This window comes from Luteimonas sp. TWI662 (assembly GCF_039673825.1).
In the GTDB taxonomy this organism is placed as follows: domain Bacteria; phylum Pseudomonadota; class Gammaproteobacteria; order Xanthomonadales; family Xanthomonadaceae; genus Luteimonas.
In genome coordinates this window covers 54,488-68,876 of sequence record NZ_JBDJMI010000015.1, presented here as the reverse complement: position 1 = coordinate 68,876, position 14,389 = coordinate 54,488, and the positions used below count along the sequence as shown (strand labels likewise).

General features: G+C 70.8%; 15 protein-coding genes. 10 read left to right on the top strand and 5 right to left on the bottom strand.

The genetic code is table 11. The features are described 5' to 3' along the window. Positions 1-17: 17 nt before the first annotated feature. Positions 18-437 (bottom strand): I78 family peptidase inhibitor, encoded by a 420-nt coding sequence (locus tag ABE488_RS11715; protein ID WP_346441931.1) that lies wholly within the window; start codon positions 435-437, stop codon positions 18-20. 103 nt (positions 438-540) lie between these two features. On the opposite strand from ABE488_RS11715, the gene ABE488_RS11710 reads away from it, so the two are divergent. Continuing rightward, positions 541-2,262: a M28 family metallopeptidase gene (locus ABE488_RS11710; RefSeq protein ID WP_346448523.1), complete on the top strand. Its 1,722-nt coding sequence runs from the start codon at positions 541-543 to the stop codon at positions 2,260-2,262. Between the two features lie 181 nt (positions 2,263-2,443). On the opposite strand, the gene ABE488_RS11705 is transcribed toward ABE488_RS11710, so the two are convergent. After that, the gene (locus tag ABE488_RS11705; protein WP_346448522.1) at positions 2,444-2,755 is read right to left on the bottom strand and encodes a hypothetical protein; all 312 of its coding nucleotides are present in this window, start codon (positions 2,753-2,755) and stop codon (positions 2,444-2,446) included. A gap of 355 nt (positions 2,756-3,110) precedes the next feature. Between ABE488_RS11705 and ABE488_RS11700 the strand changes: the two genes are divergently transcribed. From ABE488_RS11700 to ABE488_RS11665, 8 genes are all read left to right on the top strand, one after another. Next, positions 3,111-4,100: a DUF4105 domain-containing protein gene (locus ABE488_RS11700; protein WP_346448520.1), complete on the top strand. Its 990-nt coding sequence runs from the start codon at positions 3,111-3,113 to the stop codon at positions 4,098-4,100. Then, positions 4,097-6,109: an alpha/beta fold hydrolase gene (locus tag ABE488_RS11695; protein ID WP_346448518.1), complete on the top strand. Its 2,013-nt coding sequence runs from the start codon at positions 4,097-4,099 to the stop codon at positions 6,107-6,109. Before ABE488_RS11700 ends, ABE488_RS11695 begins: the two co-directional genes overlap by 4 nt. A gap of 265 nt (positions 6,110-6,374) precedes the next feature. Then, a complete protein-coding gene (locus ABE488_RS11690) occupies positions 6,375-7,151 on the top strand; it encodes an ATP-binding cassette domain-containing protein (protein WP_346442081.1) in 777 nt (258 codons plus the stop codon). A 52-nt stretch (positions 7,152-7,203) separates the two neighbouring features. Beyond that, positions 7,204-7,947, top strand: a complete 744-nt coding sequence (locus ABE488_RS11685) for an MlaE family lipid ABC transporter permease subunit (RefSeq protein WP_346441926.1) — start codon at positions 7,204-7,206, stop codon at positions 7,945-7,947. A 67-nt stretch (positions 7,948-8,014) separates the two neighbouring features. Then, positions 8,015-8,560 carry an outer membrane lipid asymmetry maintenance protein MlaD gene (mlaD, locus tag ABE488_RS11680; protein ID WP_346441925.1) on the top strand — a complete coding sequence of 182 codons (546 nt, stop codon included), beginning with the start codon at positions 8,015-8,017 and terminating at the stop codon, positions 8,558-8,560. A gap of 5 nt (positions 8,561-8,565) precedes the next feature. After that, complete coding sequence (locus ABE488_RS11675; RefSeq protein ID WP_346448559.1) at positions 8,566-9,231, top strand: ABC transporter substrate-binding protein; 666 nt, start codon at positions 8,566-8,568, stop codon at positions 9,229-9,231. Then, positions 9,228-9,518: an STAS domain-containing protein gene (locus ABE488_RS11670; RefSeq protein WP_346441924.1), complete on the top strand. Its 291-nt coding sequence runs from the start codon at positions 9,228-9,230 to the stop codon at positions 9,516-9,518. Before ABE488_RS11675 ends, ABE488_RS11670 begins: the two co-directional genes overlap by 4 nt. A 181-nt stretch (positions 9,519-9,699) precedes the next feature. Continuing rightward, the gene (locus tag ABE488_RS11665; protein WP_346448516.1) at positions 9,700-10,782 is read left to right on the top strand and encodes an MlaA family lipoprotein; all 1,083 of its coding nucleotides are present in this window, start codon (positions 9,700-9,702) and stop codon (positions 10,780-10,782) included. A 57-nt stretch (positions 10,783-10,839) separates the two neighbouring features. Here the strand turns inward: ABE488_RS11665 and ABE488_RS11660 are convergent, their stop codons facing one another. Then, positions 10,840-11,385 carry a glutathione peroxidase gene (locus ABE488_RS11660; RefSeq protein WP_346448514.1) on the bottom strand — a complete coding sequence of 182 codons (546 nt, stop codon included), beginning with the start codon at positions 11,383-11,385 and terminating at the stop codon, positions 10,840-10,842. 76 nt (positions 11,386-11,461) lie between these two features. Then, positions 11,462-12,898 carry a DNA recombination protein RmuC gene (gene rmuC, locus ABE488_RS11655; protein ID WP_346441921.1) on the bottom strand — a complete coding sequence of 479 codons (1,437 nt, stop codon included), beginning with the start codon at positions 12,896-12,898 and terminating at the stop codon, positions 11,462-11,464. Between the two features lie 135 nt (positions 12,899-13,033). Between rmuC and ABE488_RS11650 the strand changes: the two genes are divergently transcribed. Further along, positions 13,034-13,174: a hypothetical protein gene (locus tag ABE488_RS11650; RefSeq protein WP_346448512.1), complete on the top strand. Its 141-nt coding sequence runs from the start codon at positions 13,034-13,036 to the stop codon at positions 13,172-13,174. Positions 13,175-13,192: 18 nt separating this feature from the next. Here the strand turns inward: ABE488_RS11650 and ABE488_RS11645 are convergent, their stop codons facing one another. Continuing rightward, entirely contained in the window at positions 13,193-14,341 is a 1,149-nt protein-coding gene (locus ABE488_RS11645; protein ID WP_346448511.1) for an aldo/keto reductase, read from the bottom strand. Positions 14,342-14,389 lie beyond the last annotated feature (48 nt).

Sequence of the window (14,389 nt, the reverse complement as noted above, 5' to 3'; positions counted from 1 at the left end):
CCTTGGCCGCCGCGACATCAGCCGCAGCGGAATCCGGTGATCCGGCCCTCGGCGTCGAGATCGATGTTCAGCCGGTCTTCGCGGAAATCCATCGTCACCGCATCGCCAGGACGGATCGCGCGACGGGTGCGGGCGCCGGCATCCTGTTGAGCCTTGTCGAAAAGCGCGTCGTTGCCGGGCTGGCCGATCATGGCCTGCACCGCCTCGGTGTCGCAGGGCGTGGTGCCGATCGCGCCCTCGGCCGACGGCTCGCCGGCCGCCGCTTCGGTTTCGATCGCACTGCCGGCCCCGGTGTCGGCATCGGCGACGCCGGCTGCGGGCGGCTCTTCCTCGAAGCCCTCGTCATGGGCAGGTGCGCAGGCAGCCAGTGCGAACGCGGGCACCAGCAAGGCGGCCAGCATGGGCCGGGGCAGCGAAACGCGGAGGCGTCGTGACATGCAGTGCTCCTGTCGGGGGGACCATCTTCCACTTTAGCCGCTGGCAGGGGCCCGGGCCAGTTGCGGCATGATGGGGAGAATTCATGCGAGGAAGAATCCGCCGATGCCACGCCGCGCTGTCCCTGTCGCTCTTCTGTCCGCCGCGCTGTCCCTGTCGCTCGCCGGCGAGCCGGCATTCGCCGCCGCCGCCGGGACCGATCGCGGCCCCGCTCCGGCCGCAACGGCCGATGTGCCGGGCGGCGGGATCGTCGCCGACAATCTCGCCCGTCACCTGTCGGTGCTTGCCTCGGATGCCTTCGAAGGGCGCGCGCCAACGACCGAGGGCGAGCGCAAGACCATTGCCTATATCGCCGAACAGTTCGCGCAGGCCGGACTGTCGCCGGGCGGCGACGACGGTGGCTGGACCCAGGCGGTCGTCCTTGAGCGCAGTGCGATCGTCGGCCCGGTCGAGGCGCGGCTGCATGTCGGCGGCCAGACGCGCGCGCTCGCCAATGGCGAGGACATCGCGGTCGAGACCCTGCGGCCGGGCGCGCGCGTGGCGCTGTCCGACCTGCCGGTGGTGTTCGCCGGCTACGGCATCACCGCGCCGGAACTCGACTGGGACGACTACGCGGGTCTCGACGTCGCCGGCAAGCTGGTCGTGGTCCTGATCAACGATCCCGATTTCGAGGCCGAGGCGCCGGGTCGCTTCGGCGGGCGCGCGCTGACCTGGTACGGCCGCTGGACCTACAAGTACGAAGAGGCCGCGCGACGCGGCGCGGCCGGCGTGCTGATCGTCCATGAGACCGAGCCGGCGTCCTACCCGTGGGCGACGGTGCGCAACGGTCGCGCCGGGCCGCAGTACGACATCGTCCGCGCCGACGCCCAGACCCATCACCTGCCGATGCGTGGCTGGATGCAGCGCGAGGTCGCGGTGCGTCTGTTCGCCGATGCCGGGCTCGATTTCGAGGCCGAAAAGCGCCGGGCGCAGCAGACGGGCTTTCGCGGCAGCGCGCTCGGCGATGCGCGCCTGGACATCGCCTTCGACGTGCAGCGCGAGCGCGTGACCAGCCACAACGTGGTCGGCGTGCTGCCGGGCGCGTCGCGTCCCGACGAGACGGTCGTGCTGTCGGGCCACTGGGACAGTTTCGGTGTCGGCCAGCCCGATGCCAGTGGCGATGCGATCATCAACGGCGCGGTCGACAACGCGACCGCGATCGCGTCGCTGATCGAACTGGCGCGCGTGTTCGCCGCCGGTCCGCGCCCGGCGCGTACCTTGCAGTTCATCGCATTGACGGCCGAGGAGAACGGCCTGCTCGGTGCGACCTATTACGCGGCCAATCCGCTGCGTCCGCTCGAGACCACGGCCGCGGTGCTGAACATGGAAATGTGGAGCCCGGACGGCGAAACCCGCGACATCTCGTCCTGGGGCAACGGCCGCGTCTCGCTCGAGCGCGACCTGGCCGCGGCGGCGGCCATCGACGGCCGCACTTGGTCGCCCGATCCCAATCTCGAAGCGGGGCTGTTCTACCGCGCCGACCATTTCGCGTTCGCCCAGGCCGGGGTGCCGGCGCTGACGATCGGTCCGGGCATGGACCAGCTCGATGGCGGCGTCGAAGGCGGCAAAGCGGCGCGCGCGGACTACTTCGCGCATCGCTATCACCAGCCCGGCGACGCCTTCGACGACAGCTGGGACATGGCCGGCCCCACAGCCGATACGCGCACGGTCTACCGCCTGGCGGCGGCGCTCGCCAACACGGGCGACTGGCCGCAGTGGAACGAGGACAGCGAGTTCCGCGCGCGTCGAACCGTCAGTGACGAGGCCCGGCGCAACCCGTCGCGCTGAAGCACCTGGTTGCGCCGGTGCCGCCATCCTCGGGTGGATGGCATGTTCGATGGTCGAGCCGAATGCGCCAGTAAGCCAACAAAAAGCCGCCCGCGAACACACGGGCGGCTTGTCGGTTGGAGCGCGTGTCGCGCCTGCCGCGTGTCGAACCGGGCAGAGGAGCGCGATCGGAACGCGACGATCAGGTGCCGGTCGTTCCGTCCTGACCCGTCGGGGGTGCCGGCGGCGTGGTCGTCGGATCGGTGGGTGGCTGCATCGTGGGATCGGTCGGCGGCGGCATGCTGGGGTCGACCGGGTCGTTGGTCGGCAGCGTCGGGTCGGTCGGCGGCGGCATCATCGGGTCGCTGGCCGGTGGCGTCTGCGAGTCCATCGGCGGCGGCGCCGTCGCCGGATCGGTCGTGGACGCAGGGCCGGTGGCGGGCGTGTCGTGGTTGTTGCACGCAGACAGCGCGAGGGCGGCGACGGCCGCAAGAGGAAGCACGATACGACGCATGGAAAACTCCTGGGTCGGTCGGAAGTGACGCGCCCAGTCTTCCGCGCCGGGTGTGGCGGGGGTGTCGTGATTTGGCTCAAATTGTGTGAGTGTCCCGCCTCCGGCACGCATGCGGTTCAGGGTCGCAGCATGCCGTGAGATGCGTCCGGCGACACGCCGGACGGCCATGGGCCGCGTGCGGGCAGGCTCGGAGGGCGGACTTAAATAGTGTACTTGCTGGTTCAAATATTGCTAGGATGAACGCGTCCTGCCTATTGCAGGCCCGGCTCGAACCGCGACCATGGCGCCCGATTTCCGTTCAGATCCCCCTCCAACGACATCCGGCAACCCGGCCCGGCGCTGGCTCGGTGCCGCCATGGCCGCGCTGGCGGTCGTGCCTGTCGCCGTGTGGGGGGCGTTCGCGTTGGGGTACCAGGCGCCGGCGCCCTGGCGATGGCCATTGATCGCGGCCTGGTTGTCGGTTGCGGTGGCCGTACTGGTGTCCCTGCCGCCACGGCCGCGTCGGGCGCGGGGTCGTATCGCGCCGGTCGTCGGCGGGATCGCGTTGCTGATGCTGCTCGGCTGGTGGCAGACCTTGATGCCCTCGCACGCGCGCCTGTGGGCGGACGATGTCGCGCGATTGCTCGACGCCGATGTCGATGGCAGTCGGGTCACGCTGCGCAATGTCCGCAACTTCGACTGGCGCAGCGACCAGGACTACACCGTGCGCTGGGAGACGCGCACCTATGACCTCGATCACCTGGTGTCGGCCGATCTGATCCTGTCGTACTGGATGGGGCCGCACATCGCCCACACGCTGATCTCGTTCGGCTTCGACGATGGCCGGCAGCTGGTGTTCTCACTGGAGATCCGCAAAGAGCGCGACGAGTCGTTCTCGGCGGTCGGCGGTTTCTTCCGCCAGTTCGAGACCGTATTGGTGGCGGCCGACGAGCACGACATCGTGCGCGTGCGCAGCAATGTCCGCGGCGAGGACGTGTATCTGTACCGGCTCGACGTGCCGCCGGCGGAACTGCGCGAGGTGTTCCTGGGCTATCTGGACGAGGCGGCGCGGCTGCGTCGCAAGCCCCGCTTCTACAACACGCTGACCAGCAACTGCACGACCATCGTGTTCGCGCTCGCGCGGCGCATCGCGCCGGCGCTGCCGCTCGACTACCGGCTGCTGCTGTCGGGGCACTTCGACGGCTACGCCTACGACCACGCTGGGCTGATGCCCGGCTACGACCTGGACACGCTGCGGACAGCCGGGCGCATCACCGCGCGCGCCCGCGCTTTCGACGGGCCGGCCGCCGATTTCCCGCGCGCAATCCGCGAAGGCGTGCCGAGCGCGCCTGCCGCCGCGCCATGACCGGCGGCCTGTACCGGCGGCTGCGGCGGGCGATCGTCGTCGCGCTGCTGGTGGCCTTGCTCGGCGGCTGCGCGATCCTGCGTGAGTTCGGCCCCTCGGTCGCCGTCGAGCCGATGACGCCCGGCGAGACCATCGCGCTGCAACGCGGCGACATCCTGACCACCGGTCGTCTCAGCGCCGCCACGGCGCAGACGATCCGCGTCGCCGGCCTCGACACCGCCGCCTGCGCGCAGCCGTCGATCGCGTGCATCGACGCGTTGCCGGGGGTGGAGGGGATCGCGGACGAGCGCTTGCAATCGGCGGTGTCGGAACTGTGGCTGCAGCACGCCCTGGCGCTGGCCTCGCCGGTGCCTGGAAAGCCGGTCGACGCGGCAAGCGCGGACGCCCGGCTGCAGGCGCTGTTCGAAGCCGCGCGCCATGCCTACGTCTACCTGTTCTACACCGCGCGCTTGCCGGGGGAGCGTGCGTTCGAGGATCGCCAGACCCAGGTCCGGGACTGGTACAACCATGCCGTCCAGGCGGCGGCGACGCAGCTGTTCGATACCCGATTGCGCAGCGCGCCGGCGGCCGACCGCATCGAGGTCGCTGGCTGGACGCTGCATATGGACGTGACCGGCGTGCGCCTGCCCGGCGGCACGGACATGCCGCAGGAATTGCTGCCGGCCGCATCGCTGTCGTTCAAGGGCCTGCGCAGCATCTACCGTCGCGATGGGTTCGGCGCCGAGATGGTGGCAGTGATGGACGACCCGGTGGCCGCCGCCGCTGCGGCCGCGCCCCAAGCGCGCGCCGGGCACGGCCCCGCCGTGCCGGCGTGGAGCGAGATGCCCTCGCCGAGCCTGACCCTGCTGTTCCGCTTTCCGGGTGAGGATGCGGCCCAAGTGCTGGCCACGCGCGAGGTGCTGGCCAGCGCGCACGACCCCTACATCGAGGACACCGTCGTGCTGCGCGGCCAGCCGGTGCCTCTGGCCGCGAACTTCAGCGCCGGTTACGGGCTGTGGCTGGCGCGCTCGGGCTTCGCCGTGCAGTCGCTGCGCACCTTGCTGGGCCGCGAGCGCGGAATCGAGCGCCCGCACCTGTACATGATGCAGCCCTACGATCCGCAGCGGCGCATCGTGTTGATGATCCATGGCCTGGCCAGCAGTCCTGAGGCGTGGGTCAACGTCGCCAACGAAATCATGGGCGACGAGGCGCTGCGCCGGAACTACCAGGTCTGGCAGGTCTATTACCCGACCAACATGCCGATCGCGCTCAATCAGGCGGCGATCCGGCGCCTGGTGATCGATGCGCTCGCGCACGTCGATCCCGACGGACAGGCCCCCGCTTCGCGCGACATCGTGCTGATCGGCCACAGCATGGGTGGGGTGATCGCACGGCTGCTGGTGTCGTCGTCAGGCGATGCGCTGTGGGACGCAGTCGTCGAGGCGCGCGAGATCGAACCGGCGCGGCTGGCGCGGATCCGCCCCAGGCTCGAACCGATGCTGCGCTTCGAGCCGATGCCGCAGGTCGGCCGTGCGGTGTTCATCGCCGCGCCGCACCGCGGCACCGAGGTCGCCGGGACCCGGCTCGGGCGTTGGATATCGGGCCTGGTGCGATTGCCACTGACCTTGCTCGAGGGCTTCGGCGACGTGATCCAGGCCTTGGCCGGCCACGATGCGGACAGCGACGCGACGCGCTCGCCCAACAGCATCGACAACCTGTCCAAGGACGATCCGTTCGTGCGCGCGGCGGCGCAGTTGCCGATCTCGCCCGCGGTGCGGCTGCACTCGATCGTCGCGCGGCGCAGCGCCGAGGGCGACTTGGCCGACAGCGACGATGGTCTGGTGCCGTACCGCAGCGCGCACTTGCCGAACGCGCTGTCGGAAAAGGTCATCGTGTCCGGGCACAGCGTGCAGGAGACCGCACCGGCGGTCCTGGAGATCCGCCGGATCCTGCACCAGGACATGGCGGGGCGCCCGGACGCCACGCCGGTGCGGCCCGGCCACGAAGCGATCGTCGATCCAGGCGCGTGACGCGCGCCCGGATCGGTCGTCGGCACGACACCCGATCCGACCCCGCGTCCGGCCCAGCCAGTGACGGGCGCACCGCGTCCCACATCGGGCGATCGGGCGATCGGGCGGCGCGCGAGGCGCTGCGTCTCGCCGCCAAGGCGTTCAGGGAGGCACGAATTACTGTACTATTCGGTTCAGTCACTCCGCCTGTGTTCAGTTGCATTCCGCCAACCTTGACGGGTTTTTAACTTCGGCTGCTTGCGTGTCCTTCGATCCCGCTCCCGACATCGCCGTCCGTCTCGACCGGGTCCGTCTCGACCGCAGCGGCCGGACCGTGCTCGCGGACATCGACCTGACGGTGCCGCGCGGCAGCGTGACCGCGGTGCTGGGCCCGTCGGGGAGCGGCAAGTCGACGCTGCTCTCGGCGCTGACCGGCGAGCTGGTGCCCGCCGCCGGCAAGGTCGAGGTGTTCGGGCGTCCGGTGCCGCAGCGCCAGCGCGCGCTGTTGGAGATGCGCAAGGGCATCGGGGTACTGCTGCAGGGCAACGGCCTGCTGACCGATCTCACGGCGGCCGAGAACATCGCGCTGCCGCTGCGCATCCACACCGACCTGCCCAAGCCGGTGATCGCGCGACTGGTCGACATGAAGCTGCAGGCGGTAGGCCTGCGCGCGGCCGCCGATCTGTATCCGCGCGAGCTGTCGGGCGGCATGGCGCGGCGGGTCGCGTTGGCCCGCGCGCTGGCGCTCGACCCGCCGCTGATGATCTACGACGAGCCGCTGACCGGCCTGGATCCGATCGCCTCGGGCGTGATCATGAGCCTGATCGCGCGGCTCAATGCCAGCCTGGGGTTGACCAGCATCGTGGTGACCCACCATGTCCACGAGACGCTGCCGGTCGCCGATCGCGCGGTGGTGATCGCCAATGGCCGGATCGTGTTCGCCGGCACCCCAGCCGCGCTCGAGGCCTCCGAGGACCCGCTGGTGCGGCAGTTCCTGCGCGGCGAGCCCGATGGGCCGATCGCGTTCGACCGTGCCGACCTCGTCCGGACGGAGGCGGCATGACGCGCGCGATCCGTCCGTGTACCGCCCGCCATCGCTGCCCGGGATGCCGCCGATGACCGCCGCCATCCGTTCGCTCGGCCGTGCCGGGCTGTTCTCGTTGTCGGTGCTGCGCGCCTCCCGGCCGACTGCCGACTTCTTCGCCGAGTTGCTGCGCGAGGTCTACAAGATCGGCGGCCGTTCGTTGCCGATCATCGCCGTGGGCGGCGCCTTCGTCGGCCTGTCGCTGACGCTGCTGGGTTACCGCGCGCTGGAGACCTACGGCGCCAGCAACCAGGTCAGCGTGCTGATCGGCCTGGGCCTGTACCGGGAACTGGCGCCGGTGCTGACTGCGCTGCTGTTCGTGGGCCGTGCCGGCAGTTCGATCGCCGCCGAGCTGGGTCTGATGCGGGCCACCGACCAGATCACCGCGCTGGGCCTGATGGCGATCGACCCGGTCGCCAAGGCGGTCGCGCCGCGGTTCTGGGCGGCGGTGATCTGCGTGCCGCTGCTGACCGCGTTCTTCTGCAGCCTGGCGCTGTCGGCAAGCTGGTTCCAGGCGGTCCAGGTGCTGGGCATCGACAACGGCATGTTCTGGCAGACGATGCAGGATGCGGTCGACTTCCGCGGCGATTTTCTGACCGCGTTCCTGAAGTCGGCGGTGTTCGGCGGCACCGCGGCGCTGGTCGCCTCCTATGTGGGCTTCCATGCCGAGCCGACGATCGAGGGCACCTCGGTCGCCACCACGCGGGCGGTGGTCAACGCCTCGCTGCTGGTGCTGATGTTCAACTTCGTGATGTCCGCATTCCTGTTCCGTTGATGCCCGATCCGGCGTCCGGTCTTTTCCTTCACCGCCGCGCAGGCGGCCCGCTGCAAAGGTGACACCCATGACAAGCGCCCGTGGTCCCCGTCTCGAGTTCGCCGTCGGCGCGTTCCTGCTGCTGGCGCTCGGCTCGCTGCTGGTGCTGGCGATCGCCTCGACCAACGGCAAGTTCGGCTTCGGCCGTGGCGGCACATACGAACTCACCGCGCGTTTCAGCAATCTCGGCCAGTTGCGCCCCAACGCCCCGGTGAAGATCGGTGGCGTGACCATCGGCCGGGTCGACAGGATCGACCTGGACCCGGTGAAGTTCGATTCGATCGCGACCCTGGCGATCGAGGACCGCTACGCCGAGATTCCGGCCGACACCTCGGCCGCGATCCTCACCGGCGGCCTGCTGGGCGAGAGCTACGTCGGCCTGTCGCCTGGCGGCGACCTCGAATCGCTGCAGCCCGGCGAGGAGATCGCGTTCACCTCGCCGGCGGTCGATCTGATCCAGATGGTCGGCAAGTACATGTTCAGCGGTGGCGGCGATGCCGCGCCGCCGGCGGACGACCCGCCCGCCGCCGCGTCCCCCGACGCGTCCCCCCGTGACGAAGGAGTGCTCCCATGATCCGCATGCCCCTGATCCGCCGTGTGCTGCCGCTGGCGCTGGCCGCCGCACTCGCCCTGCCGGTCGCGACCGTGTCCGCGCAGGCCCGTCCGGCCGCCGCGCCGGCCGCCGACGCCCAGGCCGGCTCGCCGAGCCAGTTGGTGCTGGCCAACAGCGAACGCGTGCTCAAGACGATCGAGGCCCGGCGCGCCGAGTTCAGCCGTGACCGCGCGGCGCTGCAGCGCTTCATCACCGGCGAGTTCGACACCATGTTCGACCGCGACTACGCCGCGCGGCAGGTGCTCGGACGGCATGGGCGCGGCGCCTCGGATGCCGACGTCAAGGCATTCGGCGATGCGCTGGCCGAGAACCTGATGCGCCGCTACGGCTCCTCGCTGCTCGATTTCAACACCCAGCTGCGCGTGCGCATCAAGTCCGAGGCGCCCCTGCCGCGCGGCCTCGGCGTGCGTGTGTCCAGCGAGCTGCTGCGCAGCGGCGGCGAGCCGGTCCCGGTGGATTATCTGATGCGCCAGAGCGGCGGCACCTGGAAGGTGTTCGACGTCATGGTCGAGGGCGTGTCGTTCGTGCGCACGTTCCGCGAGCAGTTCGACCCCGAGCTGCAGCGCAAGTCGATCCAGCAGGTCGCCCGCGAACTGCGCGCCGGCCAGATCCAGGCCGACACCGGCCGATGAGCGCGCCCGCCGCAGCCTCGGTCCGGCGCGACGGCGATGCCCTGGCGTTCGCCGGCGCGTTGTCGGCGGTGACGGTGCCGGCGCTGTGGCCGCGCGTGCAGCCGCTGCGCGCCGGCGCCAGCCGTCTCGACCTGACCACGGTCACTGCCGTCGACAGCGCCGGGCTCGCGTTGCTGGCCGAACTGGCCGGGGACGGTGCGCTCACGGTCCACGGCGAACCGCCGGGCCTGGCCGAGCTGCGCAGCGCCTACCGGCTGACCCCGGCGCTGGCCTACGTGCGCGCGTGACGCGCGGCGTGCAGGACGGCGGGTGTATCGTCGTCGTCGCCGACGCGGTCGGTTCTGCCCTGAGGTCGCGCCTGCGCGCGGCATCGGCGCCGGACCCCGGGGGGACGACGGCGAGACCACCGGCGCCCCTTCGATCCAGGGTTTCTTGATGTTCCATCGGCCCCCCCACCGGACTTCTCCGATGTCGACACCGCTTCGTACGTTCCGCCCGATCCTGCCGCTGCTCGCCGCGGCCACGCTCGTCGCCTGCGCCGGGACCGGCGCGCCGCGCGATCGGGTTCCCTCGCCGGTCGCGGTCGATGCGCCTGCCCCGACCGGTGTGCCCGACGCGGCCCAGGCCGATGCGTCCGAGCAGCCGGTCGCGCCCGATCAGGCCACGGTCGTGGCGGCCTTCGACGAGGCTGCGCGCATCGCCGGCGATGCCACGCCCGCGGATGGCACGCCGGTCGCCGACATGCCGACCCAGGCTGAGCTCGATTACGCCGCGCTCTACGGTGAGCAGGTCTACGACCCGGTCGCCGACCCGACGCTGCCGGCGGCCGCGCAGATGCCGCGCAGCTACGACCCGTGGGAACCGTTCAACCGCAAGATGTTCGCGTTCAACAGCGCGGTCGACCGCGGCGTCGCCAAGCCGCTGGCCAAGGTCTACGCGAAGATCGTGCCGCGGCCAGTGCGGCTGGGCGTGACCAACTTCTTCAGCAACCTCCGCCAGCCTGTGTCGGCGCTCAATGCGCTGCTGCAGGGGCGGCCGAAGGACGCCGGCCAGTCGCTGGGCCGGTTCGTCGTCAACAGTACGCTGGGCATCGGCGGCATCTTCGACCCGGCCACCGACGCCGACATCCCGCATCGCGATGCCGATTTCGGCCAGACGCTGGGCGTGTGGGGCTGGCAGAACTCGCGCTATGTCGAGCTGCCGCTGTTCGGCCCGCGCACGCTGCGCGACGGGTTCGGCATGGTCGGCGACGCGCCGCTGTCGCCGCTGCGCCAGCTCAGCGACGACACTTGGCGCTATGGCCTGCAGGGTCTGCAACTGGTCGACCTGCGTACGCGGCTGTTCGTGGTCGACAGCATGCGCGAGGGCGCGACAGACGAGTACGCGCTGATCCGCGATGCCTGGATGCAGCGCCGCGCCTATCAGATCGAGTCGGTGCGCCGCCATCGCAGCGACGACGACGACCTGCCCGATTACCTCTACGAAGACGACGCGATGCCGACCGTGCCGGTCGATGCGATCCCAGTCGTGCCGGGCATCTCCAACCCCTGAGTCACAGCGGGGCCGCATGCGGTCCCGCCGTCGATCGTGTGGGCGGGGCGAACCCGCTCAGCCCGCCAGCGCGGCCTCGACCGCCGCGCGCAGCCGCGGATCGTCGGCGGTCACGTCCGGCGCGAAGCGGTCGACGACGCGACCGTGGCGGTCGATCAGGAACTTCTCGAAATTCCACAGCACGCCCGGCGCCGGGTTGGGGGTCATGCCGTGGCCGCGCAGGCGTTCGCGCATCGGACCCTCGCCGGTCGCCTGCGGCTGCGCCGCGGTCAGCGCGGCATACAGCGGATGCGCGTTTGGCCCGGTGACCGCGATCTTGGAGAACAACGGAAATCCCACGTCGTAGTGGAGCGTGCAGAACTGCTGGATCTCCGCGTCGCTGCCCGGCTCTTGGCCGGCGAAGTCGTTGGCCGGAAAGCCCAAGATCTCCAGCCCCGCCGCGTGCTTGTCGCGATACAGCGCTTCGAGTCCGGCGTACTGCGGGGTCAGCCCGCACTTGGAGGCCACGTTGACCACCAGCAGCGCCTTGCCGGCGTAGGCGCCGAGTGTCGTGGTCTCGCCATCGATGGTCGTGAGCGGGATGTCGGTCAGTGCTGCGGTCATGGCAGGCGTCGGCAGGTGGGGGAGCGCCGATCATGCCACCGCCGCGCCGTCATGGCGGCGGCGATGTGGGCGCCGGTCAGTCCTGCGCGCCGTCGACGCTGTCGTCGAGCGCATCGCCCAGCAGCGCCTGCGCGTCCGGGCCGGGCAGCGACTCGACGCCGCGCAGCTGGCGCTCGATCGCACGCGTGCGCACACCCGCCGCCTTGATGCTGTTCTGCACGGTGTCGAGCTGGCTGGTCGCCCGCTCGAGCACGGTCGCGAACTTGCCGAACTCGGTCTTGACCGCGCCCAGCACCTGCCACACCTCGCTCGAACGCTGCTCGATCGCCAGCGTGCGGAAGCCCATCTGCAGGCTGTTGAGCAGCGCGGTGATCGTCGTCGGCCCGGCGACCACGATGCGGTGCTCGCGCTGCAGCAGATCGACCAGGCCGGCGCGGCGGATGACCTCGGCGTAGAGCCCTTCGGTCGGCAGGAACATCACCGCGAAATCGGTGGTGTGCGGCGGGCACACGTATTTGTCGCAGATCGATTTGGCCTGCACCCGGATTGCGCGTTCGAGCTGGGCGACCGCGGTCTTCACGGCCTCCGCGTCGCCTTGTTCCTGCGCATCGAGCAGGCGCTCGTAATCCTCGCGCGGGAACTTCGCATCGACCGGCAGCCACACGACGGCGTCGGCATCCCCACGGCCCGGCAGGCGGATCGCGAAATCCACGACTTCCGCACCGCCCGGCTTGACCCGCACGCCACGGCCATACTGCTCCTGGGTCAGCGTCTGCTCGAGGATGTTGTCCAGCTGCACCTCGCCCCAGCCGCCGCGGTTCTTGACGTTGCTCAGCACGCGCTTGAGGTCGCCCACGCCGGTCGCCAACTGCTGCATCTCGCCCAGGCCGCGCTGCACCTGCTCGAGCCGCTCGGACACCAGCTTGAACGACGCGCCCAGGCGCGCCTCGAGCGTGGTCTGCAGCTTCTCGTCGACGGTCGCGCGCATCTGCTCGAGCTTGGCGGCGTTGTCGGCCTGCAAGGCGCGCAGCTGCTGCTCGAGCGTGGCGCGCATCTCACCGATGCGCTGCTCATTGCGCTGGGTCAGTTCGTTCAGGCGCGCGCCCAGCGCATCGGCGAACCGCTGCTGCTGGTCCGCGCCCTCGGTGCGGGCCTTGCGCGCGTCCTCGCCCAGCGCCGCGCGCAGCACGTCGAGGCGTTCGTCGGTGGTGCGGGTGAATGCGTCGAGCCGTGCATCGGTGCGCACGGTGAACTCATCCAGCCGCTGGTCGGTGCGTGCGGCGACCGCCTGCAGCTGCGCGCCGAACGCGTCGATGCGCTGCGCCTGGGCAGTGGCGAAGCCATCGAGCTGCTGGCGCAGCTCCGTCCGGCCCGCGCGCTGTTCCTCGCGCAGCGCGCGCTCCAGCGCCTCGCCGCCCGCGCCGGGACGACGCAACAGCAACAACACGAGCAGGCCCGTCGCGACCGCGACGAGGACGAGGATCAAGGCGAGCAGAACGACATGCGGGTTCATTGGCGCCAAGTGTAGCCAGCCCGGTCGCATGCGGTGCGTCGGCGGTGGCGATGGCCGCGCGTCTGCGATCAGGGCGGGCCTGTGCAGGTATGGCCACGATGCGTCGAACCTTGCTCGCGCTCGGGCAAGCGGCTGTTGGCGGCGCCGGCCGGTTACTTCCGCAAGGGCGACCTGGACATCACCGCCGCGCGCTACGGCGTGCCGCGCGTGGAGACCCTGCCGGCGTTGATCGCGGCCGTGCGCGCCCGGCTGGCGGCCTCGCACTCGACGCCGTAGCGCCGGGGGCGGGCTGCATCAGCCCGCTGCAGGCACCGGCGCGTTCGCAGCGACGATGCCGGCGCGCCGCAGGTCGTCCCAGACGCCGCCGGGAATCGCCACCGACATCGAGGCGATGTTTTCCTGCACCTGCCGCGCGTTGCGTGCGCCGGGCACGATCGCCGAGACGACCTCGGGTGCATTGGCGAACTGCAGGGCGACAGTGCGCAGGTCGACGCCATGCGCACGCACGATCTCTTCGGCTTTCGCGCGTCTTTGCTGGGCATCGGCCGGCACCGGCTGCGACCCGTACAGGTAGCGGTCGCGACCGGTCAAAAAGCCGGCCAGCAGCGGTGAGCCGACGATCACCGAGATGTCCTTCGCGGCGAGCTTGGGGAAGGTGTCGTCGAGCGCGCGCTGGTGGTCGAGCAACGAGTACTGGCAGGCGAGCAGGAAGAGATCCGGGTCGGCCACCTCGATCGCCCGCAGCGCCGGGTCTGGCGTGTTGACGCCCATTCCCCAGGCCTTGATCAGGCCTTCTTCGCGCATCTTGGTCAGCTCGACGAAGGCGCCGGTGCGGGCCTGCTCGAAGTACTCGGTCCAGCGTTCCTTCATGTCGCCGTTGTCGGGCGACAGGTCGTGGATCAGCACGATGTCGATCGCATCGATCCCCAGGCGTTGCAGGCTGTCCTCGATCGAGCGGCGCGTGCCGGCCGCGCTGTAGTCGTAGCGGTAATCGAACGGCGGCGGGTCCTTCCAGCCGACCTTCGGCGTTTCCTTCGTCGCGGTCAGCAGGCGGCCGACCTTGCTGGAGATGACGTACTCGGCGCGCGGCTTCTGTCCCAACACGTGGCCGAAGCGACGCTCGGAGCGGCCCAGGCCATACCAGGGCGAGGTGTCGAACAGGCGCATGCCGCCGTCCCACGCGGCCTCCAGTGTGGCCTGCGCGTCGTCCTCGGTGACGACCGCCCAGTTGTTGCCCAGTGGCGCGCCGCCCAGCCCGACGCGCGCGCGCGGGCGGTATCTGCCGCTGCTCGCGGGATTGGTCGGCAGCGCAGCGGACCGGCGACGGCCCTGCGTCGGCAGGACATCACCGGGGGCGGTCTGGGCGCGCGCGGCCAGCGGCGCGGCGGCGAGGGTGGCGGCGCCGAGGGCGGCGGCGGACAGGAAAGCGCGTCGGGAGGACATGGCGGGCTCCATCGTGCGGGGAACGGGCAGCACCGCCCCGCGCGCGGG

Excerpts from the sequence above, each read along its gene's own strand:
- ABE488_RS11715 (WP_346441931.1), bottom strand. The coding sequence starts at position 437 with ATGTCACGACGCCTCCGCGTTTCGCTGCCCCGGCCCATGCTGGCCGCC.
- ABE488_RS11710 (WP_346448523.1), top strand. The coding sequence starts at position 541 with ATGCCACGCCGCGCTGTCCCTGTCGCTCTTCTGTCCGCCGCGCTGTCC.
- ABE488_RS11705 (WP_346448522.1), bottom strand. The coding sequence starts at position 2,755 with ATGCGTCGTATCGTGCTTCCTCTTGCGGCCGTCGCCGCCCTCGCGCTG.
- ABE488_RS11700 (WP_346448520.1), top strand. The coding sequence starts at position 3,111 with ATGGCCGCGCTGGCGGTCGTGCCTGTCGCCGTGTGGGGGGCGTTCGCG.
- ABE488_RS11695 (WP_346448518.1), top strand. The coding sequence starts at position 4,097 with ATGACCGGCGGCCTGTACCGGCGGCTGCGGCGGGCGATCGTCGTCGCG.
- ABE488_RS11685 (WP_346441926.1), top strand. The coding sequence starts at position 7,204 with ATGACCGCCGCCATCCGTTCGCTCGGCCGTGCCGGGCTGTTCTCGTTG.
- mlaD (WP_346441925.1), top strand. The coding sequence starts at position 8,015 with ATGACAAGCGCCCGTGGTCCCCGTCTCGAGTTCGCCGTCGGCGCGTTC.
- ABE488_RS11675 (WP_346448559.1), top strand. The coding sequence starts at position 8,566 with ATGCCCCTGATCCGCCGTGTGCTGCCGCTGGCGCTGGCCGCCGCACTC.
- ABE488_RS11670 (WP_346441924.1), top strand. The coding sequence starts at position 9,228 with ATGAGCGCGCCCGCCGCAGCCTCGGTCCGGCGCGACGGCGATGCCCTG.
- ABE488_RS11665 (WP_346448516.1), top strand. The coding sequence starts at position 9,700 with ATGTCGACACCGCTTCGTACGTTCCGCCCGATCCTGCCGCTGCTCGCC.
- ABE488_RS11660 (WP_346448514.1), bottom strand. The coding sequence starts at position 11,385 with ATGACCGCAGCACTGACCGACATCCCGCTCACGACCATCGATGGCGAG.
- rmuC (WP_346441921.1), bottom strand. The coding sequence starts at position 12,898 with ATGAACCCGCATGTCGTTCTGCTCGCCTTGATCCTCGTCCTCGTCGCG.
- ABE488_RS11645 (WP_346448511.1), bottom strand. The coding sequence starts at position 14,341 with ATGTCCTCCCGACGCGCTTTCCTGTCCGCCGCCGCCCTCGGCGCCGCC.